Raw genomic sequence first — 24029 nt, 5'->3', positions numbered from 1 at the left:
AAGCTTTTTCTTTATCCTGCTATTTGTGGGCTAATCATGAGTAGAAATGCCCCTACTCGTTAGAATTTCACTGTATCCTTCCACACATACATACTCATTAGGTGAATGACTATCATTCAGTTTTCCTCAAAAATGAACCTACCTTCTCAGACAGGTTCATCCCACTATTTCTTTATATGTAGTGCATGTGTTAAAAAATCTAGTACTTCTGCCTTTTGTAGCTCAACTTGCTCATCATCTTTATGATCATATAAATACACTTGTTCCGCTGCTGATTCAACAAGAGCGATAAATAACTTCGCTGTTCGCTCCGCGTGAACCGAATCACGAATTTCACCAGCTTCTTTCGCCGCACTTAAAAACTCGCTTAACCACATATAAAGAGGCTCATACACAGCTTCCCATTCTTTTATATGTTCTGTAGATGCAAGACCAGCATACATTAAAGCTTGTATTTCACGATATTCCGCTATAAAGTGAAACACCGCATCTATTACTTGCGTCACTTTACTTGAAAAAGGCGCATCATTTTGCACTTTTTCTTTCACTGCAAGTATCATCTTTTCAACCATCACTTCTGCTATTGCAGGCATAACAGATAACTTAGAAGGAAAATATAAATAGAAAGTTCCTTGTGCAATGCCAGCCAATTTCACGATATCAGAAATCTTCGTTTTTTCAACGCCCTTTTCCTGAAACACTTCAATAGCTGCATAGACAATTTTCTCTTTTTTATTCATCATCTAAACCCTTTCAAACGCGTATTGAATGACTGTCACTCATTTTATAAGATAATCGATTGTACTGTCAATGATAGTGAACTTTGCGAGGAAATCATTTTTTTCATAATAAAATCTCCTAACAAAAAATTAGGAGATAAAAATGCCAAGTACCTTTAAGAAAGAGCCTTTAACCCTGTCACTCCACATACAATAAGAGCCACACTAATGATACGTGCTTTACTTTTCGACTCACCAAACAAGAACATGTTTAATAAAACGGCACCTGCTGTTCCGATACCAATCCAAACTGCATACGCGACACTTACTTGTAAAAATAAGAAAGATGTATACAAGAATGCGAAGGATGTAGCAAACCCACCTATATAAAGTGCACCATTTGCTAACGTTTTATCTTTACTATACATTTTCAGACCGATCACACCGACTATTTCACTAATTGCAGCACAAAATACGAAAAACCAACCCATCTTTAAGCAGCTCCTTCCATAGTATCTTCTTTATTATCAGCTAGCTTTAAACCGATAACGCCAGCTACAACCATCACGATAAAGAATAATTTTCCTACACTGAAACTCCCGCCGAAAAGGAATACATCCATTAAGAAAGTACCTACCGTACCAGCTCCGGCGAAAACAGCATATACAGTCCCTGTTGCAAGATGTTCACACGCTTTAGAAAGGAAGTGAAAATCAACAGCGATAACGCCTAAAATAATAATCCAATGCCACCAAGTATTGGCTGTATTAAAACCAAACACCCAAAAAATTTCAAAGATACATGTTAATATGACATATAACCAAGCTCTATTTTTCATACCTCTCACCTCTTATGACTGACTATCAGTCATTTTTGTTTTAAAAAAATATGATCTTTCATTACTACTATATAAACAACTATCATCCTCATTTACTATTGTATTTGTTACATTTCCAAGCAAATGACATCCTGCCTCAGAAAATGACTGAATGTCATTCATGTGTATTGTACATGAATATTGTAAAAACTGTCAATGCCGAAAGTTTATTTAAAATTTCTTTCATCCGATTTGTATATTTCCTAATAATCTGTCAATACTGCTAGTAACATAATATTTTCTCCACTCCCCCTTGGAGAGATCCCTTAAATAGAGCAGTTAGCTTTTGCTAGCTGCTCTTCTTTACATTTATTTCACCCAACATACCGAATCATCGCCACCTCATCACAATAATCAACCTTCGGACAATGTCTACAATCAATCCACACTTTCTCAGGTAATGCATCTCTATTCACAAAATCAAACCCGCACTTTTGAAAAAATTCCGTTTCATATGTTAAAGAAATAACTCTACTCACTTTTATTTTCGCCGCCTCATTTATTACATGGTTTACTAACATACGTCCGATCCCTTTCCCTGCATATGTATGCGAAACGACTAACGATCGTACTTCTGCAAGATCCTCTCCTAACACATGTAAACCAGCAACTCCAACGATTTCTCCCTCTTCTTTCATAACATATAAACATTGTAAATATTGATAGAGAGACAAAAGAGAACGCGGTAAAACCACTCCCTCTTTTGCATAAACTTCAATGAGACTATAAATTTCTTTCACATCACTCGTAACCGCATTACAGATTTTCATATGCTATCCCCTTGCCACCGATATTAATATTTATAACTCTAAATGAATTTTAATACATAATTTTATATAATAATACATCTCTCTTTTCTTCTCGTCAATCACTTTATACAAACAAAAAACCAAGCAATCTAATCGATGCTCGGTTCCTCATTTCGTATCGGTAATACCGTCGAATATTTAATTTCACGAAGTGCTAAACTCGTCTGTATCTTTGTAATACCAAGCTTATTCAGCTTTCTAATAAACTGCTCTAATTCTTTACGATCACGATTTGCGACCTTTAATAAATAATCATATTCTCCTGTTAAGCAGTGACATTCTAACACTTCAGGCATCGCTTCTAATTCTTTTTCCAACACTTCAAGTTTATCCGATTGATGAATATTCGTACTCATAAAAATGAAGCATAACAAATCAAAACCAAGCTTTTCTTGGTTTAAAATGGCTACTTGCTTATCAATGAATCCTTCTCCATCTAATCTTTTTATTCTCGCATGCATCGCAGCTGGTGATAAATTAACACGTCGCGCAAGCTCTGCATTACTTACTTGTGACTCCTTCTGTAATATATCTAAAATTTGTACATCTAAATCATCCAACACTTTAATAACAGACGACTCCATTATAATTCCCCCTTATTTCTTACCGATGATTATTCGAAAAAACACCTTATAACTTATATAAAACTGAACATCTTTCTTTAAATATCATTCATAACAAAACATTTTATCGATTTTTATCCATTATACAAAAGAATATATTACACAATAAAGAAAAATGCTAAAATTATTTACAATTCACATTGATTACAACAAAGGGGATTTTAATATGCCTTATTTTTATGTCTTTTTACTATTACTAACGAGCTTATTATGGGGAGGAAACTTTGTCGTTGGAAAATCACTTGTTGATCACGCATCTCCAATGACACTTACAAGTTTAAGATGGATGATTGCGATTGTTTGTTTATTACCAATGGTATGGTTTAAAGAAAAAAAAATCATTCCACCACGCGCGGCGATACTTCCGTTAATATTGATGGGAATTTCAGGGGTTGCTCTTTTTAACATCTTTCAATTTTTAGCATTAGAAAAAACATCCGCAACAAATGTAGGGCTTATTTCTACATTAAACGCGATTTCTATTGCACTATTTTCTGTCTTATTTCTAAAAGAAAAAGTAAATACACTTCAAATTCTATCCATGATTCTTTCATTCTTTGGGGTTATTCTTGTCCTATTAAAAGGTAACTTTGCACTTTTATTTTCATTACATTTTAATAGCGGTGACTTATGGATGATTGCGGCTGTTTGCATTTGGGGAATCTATTCTGTTTGTAGTAAATGGGCAACAAAAACAACGACACCGCTTATGGCGACGCTTTACTCTGGTATTTTCGGCGTTATTTTATTACTGCCATTTAACATTGGGAGCTTCACTGTTACAAATATCAACACTTCTTTTATAACATCACTTTTATATACAGGACTCATTTCCACAGTTCTTTGTATGGTATTTTGGAATGTTGGCGTACAAAAATTAGGAGCAACTACATCCGGCATTTTTCTAAACTTCAATCCCATTTTCACAGCTATTTTAGCATTCCTTTTCCTCGGAGAAGAATTAACGTGGATTCAAATTTTAGGGACAATGATCGTTGTGACAGGATGTTATTTATTTTCTCATTTCAAAACAGTTGCCGTTCAGCCTGTTAGACCTTTAATGCGAAAACATTCTTAATGAAAAAACATCGTCATCTGGGTTGGCGATGTTTTTATTTTCTCTTCATTTCTTTTATATACTGCTTTTCCTCTTCTGGCGATAAACGTTCCGTCGCCTTGCCAGTATCTCCACCTTGAAGGCTCCATAAAAAGTTATGCTCCTCAACAGTTTGAGAAAAATCTCCTTTTTCCCATCTATTTATAATAGAAAATAACTTCATTTTATATTGAAAACCTGTGCTATTTTCAATATCTCTTTTCACATTAGAAATTTCCTTGTTTGTCATTTCTACAAATCCCCATTTTTCAGAGGATTTTACCTTTTGGTGTACCATTTTGTGCATAGTAGAAATAATTTCACCTTCACTAACTTGCGGAGATTCTTCTGCAACTTTCTTCTCTTTTTCGTTTGCCACTTGCTGGGTTTGAATATTTTTATTTTCTTTTTCCACATATGCAAGCAATTTCTTTCCGCCAACTATAGACGAGAAAATTATTATAATTGTAATGCATATACCTACGCCCCATTTAAAAAGCATTAACTCTTCATCGCTTCTCTAACAAGATGACTATCTACATATTGCTTAAACTTCACAATTTTTCCGTCCTCAAGTTGCCATACATGAACAAATTCTGCTTCAAATGATTTTCCCGTTTCTTTATAAACTCCTGAATACATACCTTCAGCAATAATTACATCTTTTTCACTTACTTCATGATACGTATTTACACTTGCTTTATAATCATCCCATTCTGATCCTAATCGGCTAAATACATTTTCCATTATTGCTTCTACACCGATATAAGTTCCCCCATACGGGAACCCTTCTGCCTCTGTCCATTCAATTTTTTCAGAAAGTGCTTCTGCTAAATGTTTTGCATTTGAAGAAGCTGATCCTTCATATGTACTTCGAATCATTTCTAAATTTGATTTAGACATGTTACTTCCTCCCGTTTTATTTATTTTTACACAAGATGTAACACGTGTAGTTACATCTTGTGTAAAAAAATATTAAATTGTTTTATTCTTAATCCACAAGTTGTAATCATTATAGTTACAATAATCCTTTAAGTCAACAATTTATAAATAAAATCTACTTCGTTTTCATTACTTTCTCTTTTAAGAAACGATCTACATATCCTTCTGCTTTTACAACGAATAAATACGCACCCATTGATAATAATGCAAGGTCTAATTCATATCCTGGATTCTTTCCATCTCCTAATAAACCTGCTGCTCCATTTACCTTTACGATAGCTCCAGCTAAAATAAGAGCGAATAACAATCCTACATATCTTACGCCTAAACCGATAATTAATAATATACCACCAACTAATTCAACTGTTGCTACGCCATATGCAAGACCACCTGGTAAGCCAATGCTTGTAAACCAGCCTGCTACGTTATCGATACCTGATTGAAACTTCGCTAAACCATGTGCAAAGAACGTTACTCCTAACACGATACGAATAATTAAATTCCCAATATATTGATTCATTTTTTTCTCTCCTTTTTGTTTTGTTAGGGTGAACTTTTATTTACAAGTCAAAACAATACGGTATTTCATTTCATTCGTCAAATACTTTTTTAAAGAAAACAAAAAAACATTATCCGTTTTACGGATAATGTTTTCTTACAAAATAGCGCTAATTCAGGCTTTTACTCTATTACACAAGAAATTTGAAACATTTTTCCAGCGCCAACATACGGCAATAAAGAAATATCCTCTTCTACAACCATGCCAACAACGTTCACTTTCTCATCTGCAGGCAAATCATGTATAGCAACTTGCATCTCTCCTGCATATCTACCGTACAATTCATTATCAATTGTAATGCTGCCTTTCTTTCTTGTAATCGTATGCATCGGCTGTAAAATCACTTTATGTTCTTCTCGTGATTCTACAGACCGAATGACATCACGGGCTGGATCCAGCCTATTTGTATGCACTCGTTCCACTATTTTTAATACTTCTTTATCAGTTATAAACGATTTGTACCGCAGCGGAATAATCCCTCTACCCGCACTCGCTATCTCTTGTACACTTTCTAGACTTCCGCTTATATCCCCGATTAACACCTTATCGACACCACAATCTTTTACAAGTTCTAAATACGCTTCAAGCGGGCGCATATTGCGGTGCTTTTCTAACGTTGGTAATCCTTCATATAACGGGCCCCGTTTCTCCCCATCCCCTGGAATAAATGCCATTGTTTTTATTCCGCACGCATGTAAATATTCGTTTTGTTTTTGTAAAAAGGACTTTGCTAGTCCTGTTTCTGGGCGCGGGTAAAAATTATGCCACGCTTCTACATTCTCTACCTTTATATTTTCTATGATTAACCCTTTCCAAAATGAATCTGTAATCGTGCTCGCATTTAAAGCTACTTTCATCTTGTGAGATACGCGTGCGATTTCTTTTGGCGCAATGCCGTAGTCCATTCTTAAGCCTGTAATGCCCCAGTCCAGTAGATCCTCCACATTTTCATACGTCATCCCTAAATGGTGTAACGATTTTGGAGAAACATCGACCATTAATTCCATGTCATTTTCAAGAGCTTGTTTCCCAAGTATTTGAATTAGCTCTTTATACGTACCAGGGTCATCTTCAGGAATGTGCAATGATGTAAAAATAGATGAAAACCCGTTTTCCTTCGCTACTTTTAGCCACTCTTCTTGCTTCTTTACTCGTTCTTTTGCAAGGTAAATTGAAACTCCAATCATATGAATCTCCCTTTCTATAAATAGAAAAAGAGAAAGGAATCCCTTTCTCTATATGTTTTCTGCCATTTCTTCTTTAAATCCGAAGAAGTACGTAAAGATGAATCCGAAAGTATATGCAACGACTAATCCAAGGAAATATAATAAATATTTATTATCAGCAATTAACGGAATTAATGATAATCCTGATACGCCAATTCCAAGTGCGGCTGTTTTCATAACTGCTTGGAATGCACCGCCGACAGCTGCCCCTAAACAAGCTGTAAGAAACGGTTTCCCAAGTGGTAATGTAACCCCGTATAATAACGGTTCGCCAATTCCTAAAAAGCCAACTGGTAATGCACCTTTAATTACGTTACGAAGTCGTTTGTTTTTTGTTTTCACATAGATGGCGATCGCAGCTCCTACTTGCCCAGCTCCAGCCATTGCTAGTACTGGTAATAAAGGCGTTACGTGCGTTTGATTAATAAACTCCATGTGAATCGGTGTTAAACCGTGATGTAATCCGACCATAACGAGCGGTAAAAATGTTCCGGCAAGCACTGCTCCTGCAAACGCGCCGCCAATATTTAAAATGCCATTAATTCCGTTTGTAATTCCTTCAGATAAGAAACCTGCTACCGGCTGAATTGCTAACATCGTTACGATACTTACGACTAACACAGTAATGAGTGGTGTCACGATAATATCAACTGCATTTGGTACAGCTTTTCGAACTTGTCTTTCCACTACAACCATAAGCCACGCTGCAAAAATAACTGCAAACAATCCGCCCCGTCCGGGTACGAGCGCTTCACCAAATAACTTTACGTTCGCCATCGCCGGATTGAAAATTAAAATACCAGCAATTGCCCCAAGAACTGGTGTCCCGCCAAACTCTTTCGCTGTATTCCAACCGACTAAAATGCCTAAGAATGTAAAGATACCGCCGCCAATAAGTAGTAACATTTGTAGCCATGTTGCATTCGGATCAGCGCCTGCGTTTTTCGCAAAGTTAGCAACCCCGTTTATAATACCTGACGCAACAAGACCCGGAATTAACGGAATGAAAATACTTCCTATTTTTCTTAAGAAGTTTTTCACCGGTGTATTATTTTTCTTCTTAATCTCTGACTTCATCTCTTGCCCAAGATCTTCAAGGTGATGATCTGCCACCTCACCAATTCGCAGTCCCGTTAAACCTTCCATCTCTGCTGCTACTTTATTTACCGTTCCCGGACCAACGACAACTTGAAGCGTCTCATCTTCAATAACGCCCATAACCCCTTCAACCTTTTTCAAAAAGTCCATGTTCACTTTACTTTCATCATGAAGCGTTAATCGTAGTCTCGTCATACAATGAGCAATGCCACGAATATTTTTTACTCCCCCAAGTTGCTCTGAAATTTCTCTGGCCATTCTCTCTTCTTTCTTCATAATAGAATCCCCCTCCCTATTATTTTATAGTGCCTTCTTCACAAACCCTTTCGCTTCTTTTAGTTTCTCCAGTGCTTCCCCATACTCACACTGCAATAACACCATAACAATCGCAGCTTTCACGTTACGTTCTGCTTTTTCATAATGCTCTGCCGCTACTTCATAACTAACACCTGTTGCTTCCACAATAATTCGTTTTGATCGTTCTATTAACTTTTCATTTGTAGATTGAACATCTACCATCAAGTTTTTATATACTTTCCCTACACCAATCATAGATGCTGTTGAAATCATATTGAGCACTAGTTTTTGCGCTGTACCAGCTTTCAAACGCGTTGATCCTGTTAAAATTTCTGCGCCTGTTTCTACTTCCACGTTTAGTTTTGCATATTTACTTATTTCAGCATTTTTATTACAGGAGATACTAGCTGTACTCGCTCCTACGCTATTCGCGTACTTCAAGCCACCAATAACATAAGGAGTTCGACCACTTGCTGCAATTCCAATCACTGTATCTTTCTCATTTAATCCAATACTTTTTAAATCTTCTTCTGCTAATTCTTCGCGATCTTCTGCACCTTCTACCGCTTTAGTAAACGCTTTCAATCCACCTGCTATAAATCCTTGCACCATTTTATCGTCTGTGCCAAATGTCGGCGGACATTCCACTGCGTCCAAAATACCTAAACGGCCACTCGTACCAGCCCCAATGTAAATTAATCGGCCCTCTTCTTCGAAAGATTTAATAACAGTCTGCACAACTTTTTCAATCTGCTCTATTTCATTTTCAACTGCTAATGCAACAGTTCGATCTTCTTCATTCATACTTTGCAAAACTTCTTTTATGCTCATCTCATCTAAATTCATCGTCTTCTCATTGCGATGTTCTGTCGATAAATTTTCTAACATATTCCCACCTACTTTGAAATTTAATTTCATACTTTCATTATAACTTTAAGAAATTTAAAATCAATATTACTTTATTATTTTATGAAATTTAATTTCTTTTCATGACGAATTTATGTCCGTCCATATGCAAAAAAGATGGGTTTCCCCATCTTCTCATTTCAGCTTCCGTAATCGCAAAGCTTCTTCTCTTGTTTCCATAAATTGATCTAGCACTTTATTACCAATGCGATTAAAGGTAATCACATATAGAGCATCTATCATGTTCAATTGCGTCATTCTTGAAGCAATACTTGCAATACGATGATCTTGTTCTACATCTGGCATACAAAGACGAATATCCGCCTCTTTATATAACGGTGATGATTGATCAAGCTTTGTAATCGCAATAACTGTTGCACCCTGTCTCTTCGCATATTGCGCCATTTCAAGTACATCTTTCGTACGACCAGATGTTGAAATCGCCACAAATATATCGCCTTCTTTTAAATTCGTCACAAGCGGCAACATCATATGAAAATCAGATAGCATCATCGCTGTAAATCCGAGCCTTGTAAATTTATAAGCTCCGTCCATCGCCGGAGTAGCTGATCCGCCTACTCCGTAAAAGATAATTTTATCGGCATTTACAATATGATCTGCAGCTTTTTCAAGTTCTTTTTTATCTATCGCCGTCACGCTCGCCTCAATTGCAGCTTTATTCACATACGTAACTTTATTAAACAAGTCGTACGGGCCATCTTCCGTATTCATCACTGAAAAATCATTAATATTATAATCAGCAATCGTTAATTCACGAACGAGCGCGATTTTAAATGCTTTAAAGCTCCCAATCCCAATCGACTTACAAAAACGAACAACACTCGCTTCACTTGCACCTGCATTCGTTGACACTTCTTTCGTCGTTAAGTTCGGAACAATCTCTGCATTCTCCATTATGTACATGGCAACCTTCTTTTCAGCTGGTGAAAATTGATCCATATTACTTTCAATTTTAAATAGTAATGTTGAAGCTTTCACTATTTAACCTCCACTTCTTACGGTTGCGTTCACTTATTTTCTCTTGCTTCAAGAAGGTAAAAACCATCATCGCCAGGAGGATGAAACACATTTACAATGCGATTCCCTTTTTGATAAACAGTTCTTTCCCCTTCTGTCCACTTCTTTTCCCAACCGTTCATCCAAATCGCAACATCAGGTAAAAAAGCAGTATATTTCAGCTTCTGATTGTACTCACCATCTGCTTCTTCCGAGAAAATAGAAACCGGAAAATCTTTCACTTTTGATTCTTTCCATGCAGTAAATGGTATGCACAATAAAAGAAGTATAATTACACCTATAATCTTTTCCTTCGTAATCCTCAAACACATCCCTCTCCTTGTCATATCACATACATAGATTTTACCATAATTACAAACCTTTCATGCCACATGACTATTGCTTTTCCAATAAAAAAAGAGCTTACCCACATCAGATAAGCTCTTCCTCTCTATACAAAATACTTCTTCAAAAGCGGCGGCGTAATAATCGTCGTTAATATAACAACAATAACAATCGCTGTGAAATTTTCTTTCGCTAATAAATTCGCCGCAAGTCCATTTGCTGCAATAATAAGTGCTACTTCACCACGCGATACCATTCCCGCACCAATACTAATAGAAGATTGAAGATTGAATCCTGTTAGTCTTGCTCCTAAACCGGATCCAATTAACTTTGTGAAAATCGCAATAAGCGTCATGATGATAATGAACCAAAGCTGGCTTCCGATACCTTGAAATGTAATTTCCATTCCAATACTTACGAAGAACACTGGCACAAATATCGCATACGCAATCGGTTCAATTTTATGTTCTACTTCGTGCTTATACTCTGTTTGAGAAATGGCAATTCCGGCTGCAAATGCTCCAATAATGCCTGCAATTCCCATCATTTCACTGTAATAAGAAAAAGAGAAGCAAATAATAAGAGCCGCGCTAATTAACGCTTCTGTTACACGAAGCGGCACGAGCATTTTCATAATCCAAGGAACAACTTTCCATGCAATAAAAACAATGCTAACAAAGAAGATAATTTTCTTTACGATAACAAGTGTTATATTCACATCTTGCGTTCCTAAAAAGCTCATAACAAACGCTAATAAAATAACGACGATGACGTCATCAAATACGGCAGCACCTAAAATCGTTGTACTTTCTCTCGTATTCATTTTTCCTAAATCTCTTAGCGTCTGCACTGTAATACTAACCGATGTTGCGCAAAGTAATAATCCTAAAAAAATGGCATGAGATTGTATTAATCCAAACAGCAATCCTGTTACATAACCACCGATGAAAGGAAAAATAATTCCACCAGCTGCTACTGCAAATGACGATTTCAAATTCCGATTTAACTCTTCTAAATCTGTTTCAAGTCCAGCCATAAACATAAGTAGTAAAACACCAATCTCACTCAATTCATCGATTAATTCAGAACTATTTATAATACCAAGTACAGCTGGACCAATAATAATACCGATAATTAATTTACCAAGTACAGAAGGCTGACCGAGTCTCACGCTAATATCACCAGCTAATTTCGTACAAAGTAAAATGACGACAAGTTCAAAATAAAATAACATAACATCTTCTCCTACTTTAACTTTGATCAGTGGGTCGTTAACCCTCGTCCATTCCTGCAAGTAGTTTCCCCTATTCATCTGCATTTTATTTGTCATATTTTTATTTGACAAAATATTCTGAATTATATTAAGATTAATCCAGCAATTTTAAAAAACTATGCACCATAACTGTACCTCCATTTACTTACATACTCTTTTCTAGTGGGCTCATACTACATTCACAGTTATGGAAATGAAAAAACGGGGGGAGAGTCCAAATTGAAGTCATTATTACGAAAAAAAGCGCTTAGTACTGAATCACCACGGCAGTTAGAGAGAACATTAACCGCACTTGATTTAACGTTTTTAGGAATTGGCGCCGTAATTGGGACAGGGATATTTGTATTAACAGGTATTGTTGCAGCGAAACATTCTGGTCCTGGTATTATGCTATCATTTCTTATTGCTGCATTTACTTGTGCTTGTGTAGCCTTTTGTTATGCCGAATTTGCTTCTTCTATTCCTGTCTCAGGCAGTGTGTATACTTACGCATACATGACAGTCGGAGAAGTCGTCGCCTTCATCGTTGGATGGTGTTTAATGCTCGAATATTTACTTGCAGTCGCAGCAGTAGCTGTCGGTTGGTCTGGTTATTTACAATCTTTACTCCAAGGATTTAACGTCCATCTGCCCGCCATAGTCGCCTCGGCACCTGGCGTAGGAAAAGGTGGTCTCATCGATTTACCAGCTGTTTGTATTTTACTCATCATTACGGGGCTTTTAAGTTTTGGTATACGCGAAAGCGCACGCATTAATAATATTATGGTTCTTATCAAGCTAGCTGTTATTATCGCCTTTATCGTAACAGGTGCAAAATATGTAAAGCCTGAAAATTGGACGCCGTTCATTCCATTCGGATACGACGGTATTATTACTGGAGCTGCCACTGTATTCTTCGCCTTCTTAGGCTTTGATGCAATCGCAACTGCTGCGGAAGAAACGAAAAAACCACAGCGCGATTTACCAATCGGCATTATCGGTTCCCTTCTTATTTGTACTGTTTTATATATGATTGTATCTTTCGTTTTAACAGGTATGGTTCCTTATACACAATTAGATGTTTCTGATCCAGTTGCATTTGCCTTACATTTCGTTGGCGAGGATACAATTGCAGGACTACTCGCTGTTGGAGCGATGACTGGAATGACAACCGTTCTCTTAGTCGTTATGTATGGACAAGTTCGCGTTTCGTATGCAATGAGCCGTGACGGTTTACTTCCAAAAGCGTTAGCACGTGTAAATAAAAGAGTGAAAATCCCTTTATTAAACACGTGGATTACTGGTGTTGTTGCCGCTTTATTAGCAGGACTTTTAGATCTGCACGTATTAGCGAATTTAGTAAACATCGGGACATTAACAGCCTTCACATTCGTTTGCTGCGCAGTACTTATTTTACGAAAAACACACCCTGACTTAAAACGCGGATTCCGCACACCTTTCGTACCTGTACTACCAGTTGTCGCAATTCTTTGCTGCTTATATTTAATGATCAATTTGTCTAAAACAACATGGATTAGCTTTGCCGTTTGGCTTATAGTCGGCTTATGCTTCTATTTCTTCTACTCTAGAAAGCATAGTCACTTAGCTACCGAAAAAACGAATGATGAAAAGAAAAAAAACATAACAAAATAGCTCGCCGTTTTAGCGGCGAGCTATTTTTCTGTACTATTATATTTTTTCGTTAACGATTGTAAAATGAAAAATATGCCGATGCAAGCTGTAAACGATGCCCAATTTCCTATTGGCGTTGCGTATTTCACAATTCCAATACCTACAAGTAATAGGAAAATAATCACCTGATATATGAGCTTCCACTTTTGCATATATTCCCTCCTTTACTTCGTTCCCTTCTTTTTCTTCTTCCATGCATTTAAACTATCAAAGAAGAAATTAATAAATAACGTGCCTAAACCCGCTAATAAAAACGTCATTAAAAATAGAACCCATATACTTTTTTCTTTTAAGAAATAATATCCTACAAGGAGCACAACCGCGATCCATACATATTCAAGAATTCTTTTTAGCTTTTTCTCTTCCAAATTATTCGCTCCTTCATTCTATGCTATTTTTAGTATAACAAAAAAGAAGCCTATCATGATAAGCTTCTTTTCTTCTCTCTTATTTGTTTATGCTTTTTTCAACAAGTGAAATCGTATACTCTAATGTACGATTCATCGTTTCTACTTGTGCATCTTTTACTTTTACATCTTTCACTACAGCTTCGGCCACTGTAATTTTTTGACTCAGTGCTTTCACTGAACCGTCCGTTACATTTGCAGCTTGCGCTTTTTTCACTACTGCTTTTGCAGATTCAATATTGATTTGTAATTTTTCTTTCGGTGTTTTCGGTTGTTCTACTACTTTAGATTGTACAAATGTTACATTAGCTGTTTTTAATCCGTTATACGTTTGAACGATTTGCTCTCCCGTACTCGCTACATTTTCAAACACTTGTTTTGCATTATTATAGCTTTTCTCTAATTCTTGAAATGCTTCCTTTGAATATTGACCTGGCTTATCACCAAACTCATACGTACCAGCTAGCACTTCTTTTACTTTTCCAAGCTCTTCAAATAACGCATTTACTTGCTCTAATTTCGTACGGTTAGAAAACTCATTGTACGCCGCTAATACTTCTGAAGAACTTAACGCTTTACTATATAATCTTGCAAGTGCGATTTGTCCATTTAACGGAATACCGCCATTTCCATTGCTATCAGGATCCGCTCCAAGTGCAAATGGTACGTTCGGATGAGACACTTTCCCTGTAGCTGGTTGGCTATTTACTTTTTTACCATCGACATAAATAGCTACTTCACTTCCGTTATACGTTCCTGTTAAGTGATATGTTTTGTTTGCTTCTAATTGAACGCCAACGCGTTTATAACTGCCGCCAATGTGAGCCCATAATTCAACATATCCACTTCCTGTAGATTCAAAACCAATTCCGCCACTCTCTGTATTTTGCAAAATACCTTGTCCGCGAATTTCATTCATTGAAAATACTGTTTCTAACGTAAATGTATTTGCTACTTTTTCTTTTTGTGCTGCTGAAAATGGAAGGTATCCAAATGTATTTGCTTTTCCGTTTAGCTTCATCACATTCTTTTTCAATGCTTTATCATATTCAATAGTCACATTGCCCTTCACATCACCTTTTGTACCAAATGGTGAATTGTCTTTAAATGTACCATCTGCAAAATTCACATCGAAAACATCAGCCTTTGGCACTTTTACATTCGGATCAATATCATCTTTTTTCGTAGTAATTTCTGCCGTTAAAGGCTGCGCACTTTCATTACCAAACGAATCAATTGCAACTACTTCAAGTGTATATGTTTTCCCGCCATCTAACCCTGCAAGTGTAAATGTAAGATCTTTCGGCACTGGGTCACGATAAAACTCTGAGAATGCTAACAGCTTGTTTTTAATTTCTCCTGTTTGCTTATCTCTAGCTTGTACACGATAAGAATGAACAAGAAGGTTGTCCAACGCTTGCTGGAATGTTACCGTTGCCGCATTTTCTGTTACATTTGATACAGCAAGCTTTGCATCCTTAGCAAAGTAAGGTTTTTCTTTATCACGATCTTCTATATGTGTAAATGTGTCTTTCTTTGCTGGTAATTTAATTTTCCAAGGCTCACCTGTCCAAGAATTTGTATGGAAATCACGACGATTGATCGTTACTTCTTCATCATCTACTTCTACTAATAAACCTTGGCTTAATGTACTAGCTCCTGGCGGGATCGTCCCTTGTACTTTACCACCTTCAACTTCCATATAACTTACTGAAGATGTACCAACTGATGTAAAGTCTTTTTGATGAATCGATCTCGGATCATCTAACGGATAATGTGAATGACCTGAAAACGTAATAACCTGTGGATATTCTTTTAACACCTCGTTAATTTTCGCACTATCTTTTGTTCCCCACTCTTGGCTACCGTATACTGTATCTTTAATATGTTGGTGTAAAAATACGAAAATTGGTTTTTCTGGATCATCTTTTTGTGCCTTTGCCATTTCTTCTTTTAACCAATTAATTTGCTTGTCTGAATAATATCCATGAGTTGTCCCATCTTCCGGAGACATGACAAGGAAATGATACCCTTTTACCACTTTGTGATAGTAAATCGATTCCATTCCTGTTTTTTCTAAGAAACGCTTCTGTGCGCCCTCTACAGATAAACCGTTCCAATAATCATGGTTACCAAGAGAATTCATTCGCACAGCATCTTTATTTGCATTTTCATTATACACTTGCATGAAACGATCATATTGTTGCAGTGATCCTGAATCAGTAAAATCTCCCACAATTACAAACGCATCTTGTTTAGGTGCAAGTGTATTTAGTTGCTCGATTGCTCGTTTCCAGCGAAACGTATCATCTGTTCCACTATTCTTAATATGTACATCACTTACAACCGGAAAAACAATCTTCTTCTCACTCGGTGCCTTTTCTTGCTTCTTCTCTTCCGCTTTAACTGATGTACCCCACGGAAATGATACAAATGCTAATACAAAAACCATTAATAATCCAATAAGACCTTTTACTTTGCGTAAAGCTGTTCTTTCCACATGAATCCCCCTCATATAATAAATTAATTACATTGGTTATTGTATCGAACATATATTAACTTAATTTAAACTAAAAATTTATTTTGTTTAAATTTTGTAAATATACAGTCAATTTTATATTAAATGCCACATTTACATAAAACAAGTACTTTTGTCTAATAGTTAACTAACTTTTTCCTATAAAAACTGTGAAGAGGTATGGGCCTATGAAACTATCACGATTTTATTTTTTTTATCTATTCTTAACACATCGGCCATGCTGTTACATTTAATAATAGTAAACAGTCTTATGAAAAGGAGGGAACCCATTGAAACCTCATAAAAATATCGGCTGTTTTGCTCCTTTATCTATCATTTGTCAACCTACTTGCCCCTGTCCTCCTATTCTCCCACCTGAAAGAGGCGACGCCGAATTAGTTACCAATGAGTTCGCTGGAGATATTCTTATCTCAAATGATTTTATTCCAATTTCTCAAAAACAACTAAAACAAACCAACACCACAGTAAACATTTGGAAAAAAGAAGGAATTGTTTCATTATCTGGCACTATCTCTATATACAATAATAGGAATAGTACCAATGCACTATCTATCCAAATAATAAGTTCTACCACAAATACTTTTACAGCTTTACCTGGAAACACTATTTCATATACAGGCTTTGATTTACAATCCGTTTCAGTTATCGATATTCCATCAGATCCTTCTATTTATATCGAGGGACGTTACTGCTTCCAATTAACTTATTGTAAATCAAAGCGAGATTGCCTATAACAAAAAAATTATTGCTTTTGAATCTAATCAAAAGTCTACTAAAAAAACGTGCAAATACATGAATCGTTTGCACGTTTTTTGGTAATCTTTAAATCACTATATATTAAGACAAAGTGTAGCGAATAGTCATACAAAATTCTCCTGTTTCAGCAGCCGCTGTTCCAAGAATTGTAACCGTATCAAATCGGCGAACTGTAAAAGATGCGCTACTTCCAGTGGCAACTACAATTGTTTCCACTGCAGTCCCCGTTACTCCTCCACTATAAAATACAATTGTAACAGGACCTGTTCCAGTATCCACTTTCAAATATCCTGAAGCATAAATATCTTGCGAAATATTATCAGCATAAATGATTGCTGCAGTTGCAGCTGCTGTCCAATCAATACACACCTTATCTTGGACAATTGTTTTTTGTCCATTTGCACAACATGAAAGATTTGTACTACAGTTACCCATACTAATTCCCCTCTCTATGCCATTAAATATCTAGTTGTAATACAAAATTCCCCTTGATACGTACCTATCGGCGTTGCTGGAGTTGTAATTTGGATGATGTTAAAGCGGCGAAACGTAAATGAAATGCTAGTCCCTTCATTTACTAGGAATGTTTGGATTGTCCCTCCACCTGAGTCTAAAACCGTTACTGTAATTTGGTTCGCAGGACTCACGCCAGGACCAACATCATAAGTTACATATCCTGTACCAACAATATTTTGATTCACATTGTTTGCGTAAACTGTAAAGGTACTAGCTTCAGCACTAGACCACGGGTTACATACTTTATCTTGGACAAAGTTACTACTATTATCTGAACAACATGTTAATACTGTACTTGAGCATTCACAAGCCATAGCCTTTCCCCTCTCTCTTTGCTATTCCCTATATGTGTATGTCTCCCAGAGTCTTTTGCCTGTACTATTCATCTATTTTCAAAAAATATTCATGTGACTAGATAGATTCCGTTTTGTTTCTTTTTTTCATATATTTATAGACAAAGATACTAGCAACGATAAGAATAACGCCTCCTAATATCGGTAGCATATATTGTCCAACAACATCCGCAGCCTTTTCCCAATGCGGACCTAATTTCATTCCAAAATAGACATATAAAGTCGTTAACGGGAACATTGCTACAAATGTATATATACTAAATTTCCATATGTTCATTTTCGCCATACCACATGGAACAGAAATAAGCGTTCGAACGCCAGGTACAAAGCGTCCAACAAATGCTACAACTGGTCCATATTTCTCAAAGAAATCATCTGCTTTTTGAATTTGTTCTTCTTTAATAAAGAAGTATTTCCCGTACTTTATTAATAGAGGACGACCACCGTAATAACCGAGTGCGTATAACGTTAACGGTCCTGTCGTTCCGCCAAGTGTTCCAGCTAATACAGCTAGCCAAAAATTCATATCCCCCTCGTACACCCAATATCCAACCATAGGCAAAACGACTTCTGCTGGAATAAATTCAAACGTTAAAGCCAATACAACTCCAAAATAAGAAAACTGCTTTAAAAACTCAATTATATCTAAAATAATTTGCTCCATATTTTAACTCCTATCCTACGTTTACGTTATGCTTTTCTTGTAATTGAACTGGCGCCATTTTTACAATTCGGTTCAAAATAAATAACACAATTCCAATATCATCTAAAATACCGATGAACGGTAAGAAGTCTGGAATTAAATCGAGCGGCATCGCTACATAACCAACTAAAAAAGCAATGGATAAGATTTTCTTCTTTATTGAAACCTCTTTTGAAGTAAAAAAGTCAAATAGGAATGGAACAAATCGGCGAACATGAAATACAACTCTTAATCTACTAATAAGTTTTTTCATTTTTATATCTCCTCTCCTTGTATACAAAAAGGCCCCTACCAAATATGGTAAGGGTCCTAAAAAAGACAATAAGGGGCCTTTACCATTGCTGGTAAAGGTCTCACTAACAACGAAACGTTGCCAATAAAGCCGAGGGTTTCTCCCTGTAATGACGACTTTACTGTAATAAGTTACTCCCCTTTATATACACAATTTTATACAATCACATTAAAATATTTTGGAGGGCTTGTCAATATATTTTATATTCCAATCCCTTCTGTAAAAAACAAAAAACGTATAGGAAATTTCTTACTATCTCATAATATACATAATCATTTTTGAATGAAAGGAGAGATTTCATTTGCATACCGTATGGAAAGGTGCACTTTCACTTGGACTATTAAATATAGGAATTAAACTATATAGCGCCGTAGAAGAAAACGACATAAAATTTTTAAGTCTCCATAAAGAATGCTTAACACCTATTAAATATAAAAAATTCGCTCCCGATTGTGCGGATGAAAAAGTCGATGATAAAGATATTGTAAAAGCCTATGAATACGCCCCCCATAAATACATTATTATGGATGAAAAAGAATTAGCTGCGTTGCAAAAAGCTCACGAACCACGATCTATTCGTATTATATCTTTTGTTCAAAATAACGAAATTGATTCTGTTCTCTATGATCGTTCTTATTTTATAGGCCCTACTCCAGGACACGAAAAATCGTATCTATTATTAAAAGAAGCTCTTGAACGTACGAATAAACTTGGTCTTATCCATATTTCCATTAGAAAAAAACAACATTTAGCTATTATCCGTAACTTTGAAGATGGACTTATGTTGCAAACTATTCACTATCCTAATGAAATTCGCGATATAACAAATACACCTAACTTACCAAGTAACGAAAATTATCCGATTCAAAAACAAGAACTCACCGCAGCAATCAACTTAATTCACCATCTTACAACCCCTTTCGAGCAAGAGTTATATACAGATGAATATAAAGAAGCCCTTACCGAATTAATAGAAAATAAAATTGAAGAACAGGAAAAAACAGAAACCATCTCTCCTGCTCCAAACATCATCAATATTATGGAGACATTACAGGCAAGTATTGAACAAGCAAAAATAAAAAGAGACAATAAAACAGAAAAAGAGGCCAAATAAAATTGACCTCTTTTTCTTTAAAGCGGATTACATTTCGGCATTTCGAGTCCAGATGATTGGGCTAATTTTAATAAATAATAACATTCCTCTCTTGCCATATGATCTGCCATTCTCGCTGATAATACACTTAATACTTCATTTGATAACTCAAGCTCTTCCACTTCATGTAAAAAATGTGAAAATAATTTTAGTTCAAGTGAAACATCTTTTGTAAACTTCTTTAATGCAGGAAAATGATGAAGCTCTGTTCGTAAATATCCAGTCATCTCAACCGCCTTTAAGTAAAATTGTTCAAAATGCTTCGTAAATTCTTCGCTTTTCTCTTTCAACCTTTTTTCAACAAGATCTAGCCCACCAGAAATAGAGCCTGCATGACCTGCCGCATCCGTTAGCCAAACGAGATGATAATGTAATTCATGAAAAACAGGCGGAACTTCCCCTTTCTTCAAAAACTCTAAAACCGTTATATACTCCTCAACTTCATTTACCATATGATTGATAAAAGTTGGCGTAAAATGAATGGTAATTTTTCCTTCCAACTGTTTCTGTATAATATTTAATTTAAACATTCGTATTTCCTTAACGGCTTGTTCCGCCTCTTTGGAAAATGCCACGAGATTCACATTACGAACTTTATTTAACAGATTCGGAAATAGCTCAACAAAATAAGTAGCTTTCTTTATATCTTCTTTTTCCTTTGGAGCTAACGCATCAAGTAAAAATTGCGCATGATCACTCAGCACTTTTAGCCAAAATTGATGCTCAAACAACGCACTTTCTTCATAATTTCTCTCCACCAAATCCCCTCCGTCTATTCATCCTTCTCTACCACTTGAAGTTTATATCCATCTGGGTCTTGTACTACAATACTCCTCGCGCATTCATTTTCTGTATATAAAATTTCATAAAACGCTAGCTTCTTTTTCAATTTCTCTATGTTAGAAATCGTAAATGTTAAAACCTCGCATGAATCTGTAACACCTTTTTCCCGCCCACCTAACATGCGATTCATGACAAAACTAATTCTCTTTGAATCAGAATCATACCAAACCCCCGTTACATCTAATTGAGGTCTTTCTAAACTAGGTTTAATTCCTAAAATCCCTTCATAAAAATACAAAGTTTCCTTTAAATTCTTCACTTCTAATACAATACATTGCTCCACATTCATTCCCCCTGTACCTATTACCTTTTTATATGTGTCATAAATGCCTATTATGTCTGAATACAATACGTAGTGATGAAGAATATAGGGAGGTTTATTAATGGATAAATATATGAAATCATATGTGCCATACCATAGTCCTCAAGATCCTTGTCCTCCTATTGGTAAAAAATATTACTCTACCCCTCCTAATTTATATTTAGGTTTTCAACCGCCAAATTTACCACAATTCTCACCGAAAGAAGCACTACAAAAAGGAACTTTATGGCCTGTTTTTTATGACTATTACGAAAATCCTTATAAAAAAGGGCGGTGACGACTGACGTGAACCAGCCACTACCAGAAGAATATTATCGACTTTTAGAGAATCTCCAAGAATTAGACTTTGTACTAGTCGAACTAACGCTTTACTTAGACACCCACCCAGACGATACAGCAGCTATTAATCAATTTAATGACTTTTCCTATAAACGAAGAGTACTAAAACAACAGATGGAAGAAAAATATGGACCACTTCAACAGTACGGAAATAGCTATTCTAATGCCCCTTGGGAATGGAGCAAAGGTCCTTGGCCATGGCAAATATAAAGGAGAGAAACTATGTGGATTTATGAAAAAAAATTACAATACCCTGTTAAAGTAGGAACTTGCAATCCAGCACTTGCAAAATTATTGATTGAACAATATGGGGGTGCAGATGGAGAGTTAGCTGCTGCACTCCGTTACTTAAATCAGCGTTATACAATTCCTGATAAAGTCATTGGCCTCCTTACCGATATTGGTACAGAAGAATTTGCGCATCTTGAAATGATTGCTACAATGGTTTATAAACTAACAAAAGATGCGACTCCTGAACAGATGAAGGCAGCTGGTCTTGATCCTCATTACGTCGACCATGACAGCGCACTTCATTACCATAACGCGGCTGGTGTTCCATTTACTGCAACCTATATACAAGCTAAAGGTGATCCAATTGCTGATTTATACGAAGATATTGCCGCTGAAGAAAAAGCACGTGCCACATATCAATGGCTTATTAACCAATCAGACGATCCTGATATAAATGACAGCTTGCGCTTTTTACGTGAACGAGAAATTGTCCATTCACAACGTTTCCGAGAAGCAGTTGAAATTTTAAAAGAAGAACGCGATCGAAAGATTTATTTTTAACACACGTATCCTAGCGATATGTGTTTTTTTACGTTTAAAGTTAAATCCTTCTTATTAAACATACAAATAGTATATTTATTCGATTTAATGTATTATTTTTTAATTTTTTCAAAATTCCCTATTGCTTTCTAGTCATCAGACCTTTAAAATAATAACAGTTACTCGACAAATTGTTTGAATTTTCGACAAAAACACTCAGTAGGAGGATTTTCTTTATATGCGTACAACTTTAAAACCAGCGCAAATACTTTCGATTAGTTTATTACTATTCGCAGTTTTCTTCGGTGCTGGTAATATGATTTTCCCGCCCCTTCTCGGTCTTTCTTCCGGAGGAAATATGTGGATTTCCATTACAGGATTTATTATTACAGACGTCGGTTTATCTTTACTAGCTATCGTTGCTGTTGCCCTAGCCGGTGGTAGTTTTAACACTTTAGCAAGCCGTGTTCATCCAAAATTCGCAGCAATATTCGCTATCATTATTTATCTTTCAATCGGCCCACTATTTGTTATTCCACGAACTGGATCTGTATCTTACGAAATTGGGATTGCACCACTTTTCCCAGACCAATGGTACTCTATGTTAGTTTTTAGTGCGATTTTCTTTACAGTCGTCTACTTCTTATCATTAAATCCATCAAAATTAGTAGATCATATCGGAAAAATATTAACGCCAATTTTACTTGGAATTATTGCAATTATGGCAACAAAAGCAATTCTTTCACCAGGAACGTTTGCAGAACCTGTTGGTGACTATAAAGAAATTCCATTTTTCAAAGGATTTCTTGAAGGGTTTTTAACGTTAGATGCAATCGGTGCTCTCGTATTATCAACGATCGTTGTAAATGCAATTCGCCAAAACGGTATACAAGAGAAGAAATCAATTGCGAAATATACAATTATTTGCGGAAGCATTGCCGCTCTATTTTTAACAATTGTGTACTTCTTACTCGGTTATATCGGTGCTTCAAACGGCAACTTAGGACAATTCGAGAACGGTGGTCAACTATTAGCGACTGTTATGTATCACTTCTTTGGGACAAGCGGTAATGTTTTATTAAGTATCGCCATTATCTTCGCTTGTTTAACGACAGCAATTGGTGTTGTAAGTGCATTTGCAAACTATTTCGCAACAGTACTAACAAATGTTTCTTACAAAAAGCTCGTACTATACGTTTGTATTTTCAGCTTCGTGATTTCAAACTTAGGTTTAAGTTTATTAATCAAAATTACATTACCTGTATTAATTATTTTATATCCAATTACGATTATTTTAATTTTCGTATCATTTATAGATAAATATACGAAACGTAAACCTTCTGTCTACATCGGGGCAATGATTGCAGCATTCATTATTAGTTGTATTCATGCACTTGATAATGTGGGAATGATACCAAGTTTTATCGCTAATATCGTACACACGATTCCTTTTTATAACTTAGGAATCGGCTGGATCGTTCCAGCAATAATTGGTGGTATAATCGGATACTTTATTCCACAAACAGAAGCTGAAGGCGAAGTTTCTACAAAATAAAGTAAAGAAGCAAGCATGAAAT

The 24029-nt window shown here is 36.0% G+C and carries 31 protein-coding genes; 8 read left to right on the top strand and 23 right to left on the bottom strand.

Annotated elements, in window-relative coordinates:
• Positions 1–164: 164 nt before the first annotated feature.
• The 5 genes from NLJ82_RS04505 to NLJ82_RS04485 form a co-directional block, all read right to left on the bottom strand.
• Entirely contained in the window at positions 165–743 is a 579-nt protein-coding gene (locus NLJ82_RS04505; protein WP_001993037.1) for a TetR/AcrR family transcriptional regulator, read from the bottom strand.
• Positions 744–895: 152 nt separating this feature from the next.
• Complete coding sequence (locus tag NLJ82_RS04500; RefSeq protein WP_000539674.1) at positions 896–1210, bottom strand: DMT family transporter; 315 nt, start codon at positions 1208–1210, stop codon at positions 896–898.
• 2 nt (positions 1211–1212) lie between these two features.
• The gene (locus tag NLJ82_RS04495; protein WP_000796021.1) at positions 1213–1557 is read right to left on the bottom strand and encodes a DMT family transporter; all 345 of its coding nucleotides are present in this window, start codon (positions 1555–1557) and stop codon (positions 1213–1215) included.
• Between the two features lie 353 nt (positions 1558–1910).
• Positions 1911–2366, bottom strand: a complete 456-nt coding sequence (locus NLJ82_RS04490) for an N-acetyltransferase (RefSeq protein WP_000686672.1) — start codon at positions 2364–2366, stop codon at positions 1911–1913.
• A 128-nt stretch (positions 2367–2494) separates the two neighbouring features.
• Positions 2495–2989: an Lrp/AsnC family transcriptional regulator gene (locus NLJ82_RS04485; RefSeq protein ID WP_000446103.1), complete on the bottom strand. Its 495-nt coding sequence runs from the start codon at positions 2987–2989 to the stop codon at positions 2495–2497.
• Positions 2990–3194: 205 nt separating this feature from the next.
• On the opposite strand from NLJ82_RS04485, the gene NLJ82_RS04480 reads away from it, so the two are divergent.
• Positions 3195–4106: a DMT family transporter gene (locus NLJ82_RS04480; protein ID WP_001146277.1), complete on the top strand. Its 912-nt coding sequence runs from the start codon at positions 3195–3197 to the stop codon at positions 4104–4106.
• A 34-nt stretch (positions 4107–4140) separates the two neighbouring features.
• Here NLJ82_RS04480 and NLJ82_RS04475 read toward each other — a convergent pair whose 3' ends face one another.
• The 9 genes from NLJ82_RS04475 to NLJ82_RS04435 all read right to left on the bottom strand — a co-directional run bounded on the left by NLJ82_RS04475 (position 4141) and on the right by NLJ82_RS04435 (position 11844).
• Positions 4141–4626, bottom strand: a complete 486-nt coding sequence (locus tag NLJ82_RS04475; RefSeq protein ID WP_000897971.1) for a PRK06770 family protein — start codon at positions 4624–4626, stop codon at positions 4141–4143.
• On the bottom strand, positions 4626–5027 hold the full coding sequence (locus tag NLJ82_RS04470) for a nuclear transport factor 2 family protein (protein ID WP_000045923.1): 402 nt from the start codon (positions 5025–5027) through the stop codon (positions 4626–4628). The genes NLJ82_RS04475 and NLJ82_RS04470 overlap by 1 nt, the downstream gene beginning before the upstream one ends.
• A 154-nt stretch (positions 5028–5181) precedes the next feature.
• Positions 5182–5586 (bottom strand): DoxX family protein, encoded by a 405-nt coding sequence (locus NLJ82_RS04465; protein WP_001077751.1) that lies wholly within the window; start codon positions 5584–5586, stop codon positions 5182–5184.
• Between the two features lie 161 nt (positions 5587–5747).
• Entirely contained in the window at positions 5748–6812 is a 1065-nt protein-coding gene (locus NLJ82_RS04460; RefSeq protein ID WP_000580605.1) for a DUF871 domain-containing protein, read from the bottom strand.
• A 48-nt stretch (positions 6813–6860) separates the two neighbouring features.
• Complete coding sequence (locus NLJ82_RS04455; RefSeq protein WP_000711316.1) at positions 6861–8225, bottom strand: PTS transporter subunit EIIC; 1365 nt, start codon at positions 8223–8225, stop codon at positions 6861–6863.
• A gap of 24 nt (positions 8226–8249) precedes the next feature.
• Complete coding sequence (murQ, locus tag NLJ82_RS04450) at positions 8250–9134, bottom strand: N-acetylmuramic acid 6-phosphate etherase (protein ID WP_000892365.1); 885 nt, start codon at positions 9132–9134, stop codon at positions 8250–8252.
• Between the two features lie 153 nt (positions 9135–9287).
• The gene (locus NLJ82_RS04445; RefSeq protein WP_000648157.1) at positions 9288–10151 is read right to left on the bottom strand and encodes a MurR/RpiR family transcriptional regulator; all 864 of its coding nucleotides are present in this window, start codon (positions 10149–10151) and stop codon (positions 9288–9290) included.
• Positions 10152–10180: 29 nt separating this feature from the next.
• On the bottom strand, positions 10181–10495 hold the full coding sequence (locus tag NLJ82_RS04440; RefSeq protein ID WP_001223241.1) for a hypothetical protein: 315 nt from the start codon (positions 10493–10495) through the stop codon (positions 10181–10183).
• A gap of 125 nt (positions 10496–10620) precedes the next feature.
• Positions 10621–11844: a cation:proton antiporter gene (locus NLJ82_RS04435; protein WP_252206326.1), complete on the bottom strand. Its 1224-nt coding sequence runs from the start codon at positions 11842–11844 to the stop codon at positions 10621–10623.
• Positions 11845–12006: 162 nt separating this feature from the next.
• Between NLJ82_RS04435 and bcaP the strand changes: the two genes are divergently transcribed.
• Complete coding sequence (gene bcaP / locus NLJ82_RS04430) at positions 12007–13419, top strand: branched-chain amino acid transporter BcaP (RefSeq protein ID WP_000838732.1); 1413 nt, start codon at positions 12007–12009, stop codon at positions 13417–13419.
• A gap of 20 nt (positions 13420–13439) precedes the next feature.
• Here the strand turns inward: bcaP and NLJ82_RS04425 are convergent, their stop codons facing one another.
• The 3 genes from NLJ82_RS04425 to NLJ82_RS04415 all read right to left on the bottom strand — a co-directional run bounded on the left by NLJ82_RS04425 (position 13440) and on the right by NLJ82_RS04415 (position 16365).
• Positions 13440–13610 carry a hypothetical protein gene (locus tag NLJ82_RS04425; protein ID WP_001174836.1) on the bottom strand — a complete coding sequence of 57 codons (171 nt, stop codon included), beginning with the start codon at positions 13608–13610 and terminating at the stop codon, positions 13440–13442.
• A 12-nt stretch (positions 13611–13622) separates the two neighbouring features.
• A complete protein-coding gene (locus NLJ82_RS04420) occupies positions 13623–13826 on the bottom strand; it encodes a hypothetical protein (RefSeq protein WP_000391504.1) in 204 nt (67 codons plus the stop codon).
• A 79-nt stretch (positions 13827–13905) separates the two neighbouring features.
• Positions 13906–16365, bottom strand: a complete 2460-nt coding sequence (locus tag NLJ82_RS04415) for a LamG-like jellyroll fold domain-containing protein (protein WP_000442455.1) — start codon at positions 16363–16365, stop codon at positions 13906–13908.
• 308 nt (positions 16366–16673) lie between these two features.
• Between NLJ82_RS04415 and NLJ82_RS04410 the strand changes: the two genes are divergently transcribed.
• Positions 16674–17138 carry an S-Ena type endospore appendage gene (locus tag NLJ82_RS04410; RefSeq protein WP_000802319.1) on the top strand — a complete coding sequence of 155 codons (465 nt, stop codon included), beginning with the start codon at positions 16674–16676 and terminating at the stop codon, positions 17136–17138.
• 103 nt (positions 17139–17241) lie between these two features.
• Here the strand turns inward: NLJ82_RS04410 and NLJ82_RS04405 are convergent, their stop codons facing one another.
• The 4 genes from NLJ82_RS04405 to NLJ82_RS04390 all read right to left on the bottom strand — a co-directional run bounded on the left by NLJ82_RS04405 (position 17242) and on the right by NLJ82_RS04390 (position 18985).
• Entirely contained in the window at positions 17242–17595 is a 354-nt protein-coding gene (locus NLJ82_RS04405) for a DUF3992 domain-containing protein (RefSeq protein WP_000526007.1), read from the bottom strand.
• 14 nt (positions 17596–17609) lie between these two features.
• Positions 17610–17990: a DUF3992 domain-containing protein gene (locus NLJ82_RS04400; protein WP_000742050.1), complete on the bottom strand. Its 381-nt coding sequence runs from the start codon at positions 17988–17990 to the stop codon at positions 17610–17612.
• A 97-nt stretch (positions 17991–18087) separates the two neighbouring features.
• Positions 18088–18693 (bottom strand): DedA family protein, encoded by a 606-nt coding sequence (locus NLJ82_RS04395; RefSeq protein WP_000435017.1) that lies wholly within the window; start codon positions 18691–18693, stop codon positions 18088–18090.
• Between the two features lie 10 nt (positions 18694–18703).
• Positions 18704–18985, bottom strand: a complete 282-nt coding sequence (locus NLJ82_RS04390; protein WP_000733844.1) for a YkvA family protein — start codon at positions 18983–18985, stop codon at positions 18704–18706.
• 340 nt (positions 18986–19325) lie between these two features.
• Between NLJ82_RS04390 and ku the strand changes: the two genes are divergently transcribed.
• Complete coding sequence (ku, locus tag NLJ82_RS04385) at positions 19326–20138, top strand: non-homologous end joining protein Ku (protein WP_000557724.1); 813 nt, start codon at positions 19326–19328, stop codon at positions 20136–20138.
• A 17-nt stretch (positions 20139–20155) separates the two neighbouring features.
• Here the strand turns inward: ku and NLJ82_RS04380 are convergent, their stop codons facing one another.
• Complete coding sequence (locus NLJ82_RS04380) at positions 20156–20935, bottom strand: DUF2935 domain-containing protein (RefSeq protein WP_000440959.1); 780 nt, start codon at positions 20933–20935, stop codon at positions 20156–20158.
• A 14-nt stretch (positions 20936–20949) separates the two neighbouring features.
• Positions 20950–21309: a VOC family protein gene (locus tag NLJ82_RS04375; protein WP_012644217.1), complete on the bottom strand. Its 360-nt coding sequence runs from the start codon at positions 21307–21309 to the stop codon at positions 20950–20952.
• A 94-nt stretch (positions 21310–21403) separates the two neighbouring features.
• On the opposite strand from NLJ82_RS04375, the gene NLJ82_RS04370 reads away from it, so the two are divergent.
• The 4 genes from NLJ82_RS04370 (at position 21404) to brnQ2 (ending at position 24007) form a co-directional block, all read left to right on the top strand.
• Positions 21404–21619, top strand: a complete 216-nt coding sequence (locus tag NLJ82_RS04370; RefSeq protein WP_000362188.1) for a spore coat associated protein CotJA — start codon at positions 21404–21406, stop codon at positions 21617–21619.
• An 8-nt stretch (positions 21620–21627) separates the two neighbouring features.
• Positions 21628–21891, top strand: coding sequence for a spore coat protein CotJB (cotJB, locus tag NLJ82_RS04365; RefSeq protein ID WP_001075543.1), 264 nt, complete (start codon positions 21628–21630; stop codon positions 21889–21891).
• A gap of 12 nt (positions 21892–21903) precedes the next feature.
• On the top strand, positions 21904–22473 hold the full coding sequence (gene cotJC / locus NLJ82_RS04360; protein WP_000265278.1) for a spore coat protein CotJC: 570 nt from the start codon (positions 21904–21906) through the stop codon (positions 22471–22473).
• Between the two features lie 217 nt (positions 22474–22690).
• Positions 22691–24007, top strand: coding sequence for a branched-chain amino acid transport system II carrier protein BrnQ2 (brnQ2, locus tag NLJ82_RS04355; protein WP_001260945.1), 1317 nt, complete (start codon positions 22691–22693; stop codon positions 24005–24007).
• Positions 24008–24029: the final 22 nt, after the last annotated feature.

It is taken from the genome of Bacillus paranthracis (assembly GCF_024296885.1).
In the GTDB taxonomy this organism is placed as follows: Bacteria; Bacillota; Bacilli; order Bacillales; family Bacillaceae_G; genus Bacillus_A; species Bacillus_A paranthracis.
The sequence above is the reverse complement of the archived record's forward strand: the minus strand, read 5'-3'. Positions and strand labels throughout refer to the sequence as shown.

Excerpts from the sequence above, each read along its gene's own strand:
- NLJ82_RS04505 (WP_001993037.1), bottom strand. The coding sequence starts at position 743 with ATGATGAATAAAAAAGAGAAAATTGTCTATGCAGCTATTGAAGTGTTT.
- NLJ82_RS04500 (WP_000539674.1), bottom strand. The coding sequence starts at position 1,210 with ATGGGTTGGTTTTTCGTATTTTGTGCTGCAATTAGTGAAATAGTCGGT.
- NLJ82_RS04495 (WP_000796021.1), bottom strand. The coding sequence starts at position 1,557 with ATGAAAAATAGAGCTTGGTTATATGTCATATTAACATGTATCTTTGAA.
- NLJ82_RS04490 (WP_000686672.1), bottom strand. The coding sequence starts at position 2,366 with ATGAAAATCTGTAATGCGGTTACGAGTGATGTGAAAGAAATTTATAGT.
- NLJ82_RS04485 (WP_000446103.1), bottom strand. The coding sequence starts at position 2,989 with ATGGAGTCGTCTGTTATTAAAGTGTTGGATGATTTAGATGTACAAATT.
- NLJ82_RS04480 (WP_001146277.1), top strand. The coding sequence starts at position 3,195 with ATGCCTTATTTTTATGTCTTTTTACTATTACTAACGAGCTTATTATGG.
- NLJ82_RS04475 (WP_000897971.1), bottom strand. The coding sequence starts at position 4,626 with ATGCTTTTTAAATGGGGCGTAGGTATATGCATTACAATTATAATAATT.
- NLJ82_RS04470 (WP_000045923.1), bottom strand. The coding sequence starts at position 5,027 with ATGTCTAAATCAAATTTAGAAATGATTCGAAGTACATATGAAGGATCA.
- NLJ82_RS04465 (WP_001077751.1), bottom strand. The coding sequence starts at position 5,586 with ATGAATCAATATATTGGGAATTTAATTATTCGTATCGTGTTAGGAGTA.
- NLJ82_RS04460 (WP_000580605.1), bottom strand. The coding sequence starts at position 6,812 with ATGATTGGAGTTTCAATTTACCTTGCAAAAGAACGAGTAAAGAAGCAA.
- NLJ82_RS04455 (WP_000711316.1), bottom strand. The coding sequence starts at position 8,225 with ATGAAGAAAGAAGAGAGAATGGCCAGAGAAATTTCAGAGCAACTTGGG.
- murQ (WP_000892365.1), bottom strand. The coding sequence starts at position 9,134 with ATGTTAGAAAATTTATCGACAGAACATCGCAATGAGAAGACGATGAAT.
- NLJ82_RS04435 (WP_252206326.1), bottom strand. The coding sequence starts at position 11,844 with ATGACAAATAAAATGCAGATGAATAGGGGAAACTACTTGCAGGAATGG.
- NLJ82_RS04425 (WP_001174836.1), bottom strand. The coding sequence starts at position 13,610 with ATGCAAAAGTGGAAGCTCATATATCAGGTGATTATTTTCCTATTACTT.
- NLJ82_RS04405 (WP_000526007.1), bottom strand. The coding sequence starts at position 17,595 with ATGGGTAACTGTAGTACAAATCTTTCATGTTGTGCAAATGGACAAAAA.
- NLJ82_RS04400 (WP_000742050.1), bottom strand. The coding sequence starts at position 17,990 with ATGGCTTGTGAATGCTCAAGTACAGTATTAACATGTTGTTCAGATAAT.
- NLJ82_RS04395 (WP_000435017.1), bottom strand. The coding sequence starts at position 18,693 with ATGGAGCAAATTATTTTAGATATAATTGAGTTTTTAAAGCAGTTTTCT.
- NLJ82_RS04390 (WP_000733844.1), bottom strand. The coding sequence starts at position 18,985 with ATGAAAAAACTTATTAGTAGATTAAGAGTTGTATTTCATGTTCGCCGA.
- NLJ82_RS04375 (WP_012644217.1), bottom strand. The coding sequence starts at position 21,309 with ATGAATGTGGAGCAATGTATTGTATTAGAAGTGAAGAATTTAAAGGAA.
- NLJ82_RS04370 (WP_000362188.1), top strand. The coding sequence starts at position 21,404 with ATGGATAAATATATGAAATCATATGTGCCATACCATAGTCCTCAAGAT.
- cotJC (WP_000265278.1), top strand. The coding sequence starts at position 21,904 with ATGTGGATTTATGAAAAAAAATTACAATACCCTGTTAAAGTAGGAACT.
- brnQ2 (WP_001260945.1), top strand. The coding sequence starts at position 22,691 with ATGCGTACAACTTTAAAACCAGCGCAAATACTTTCGATTAGTTTATTA.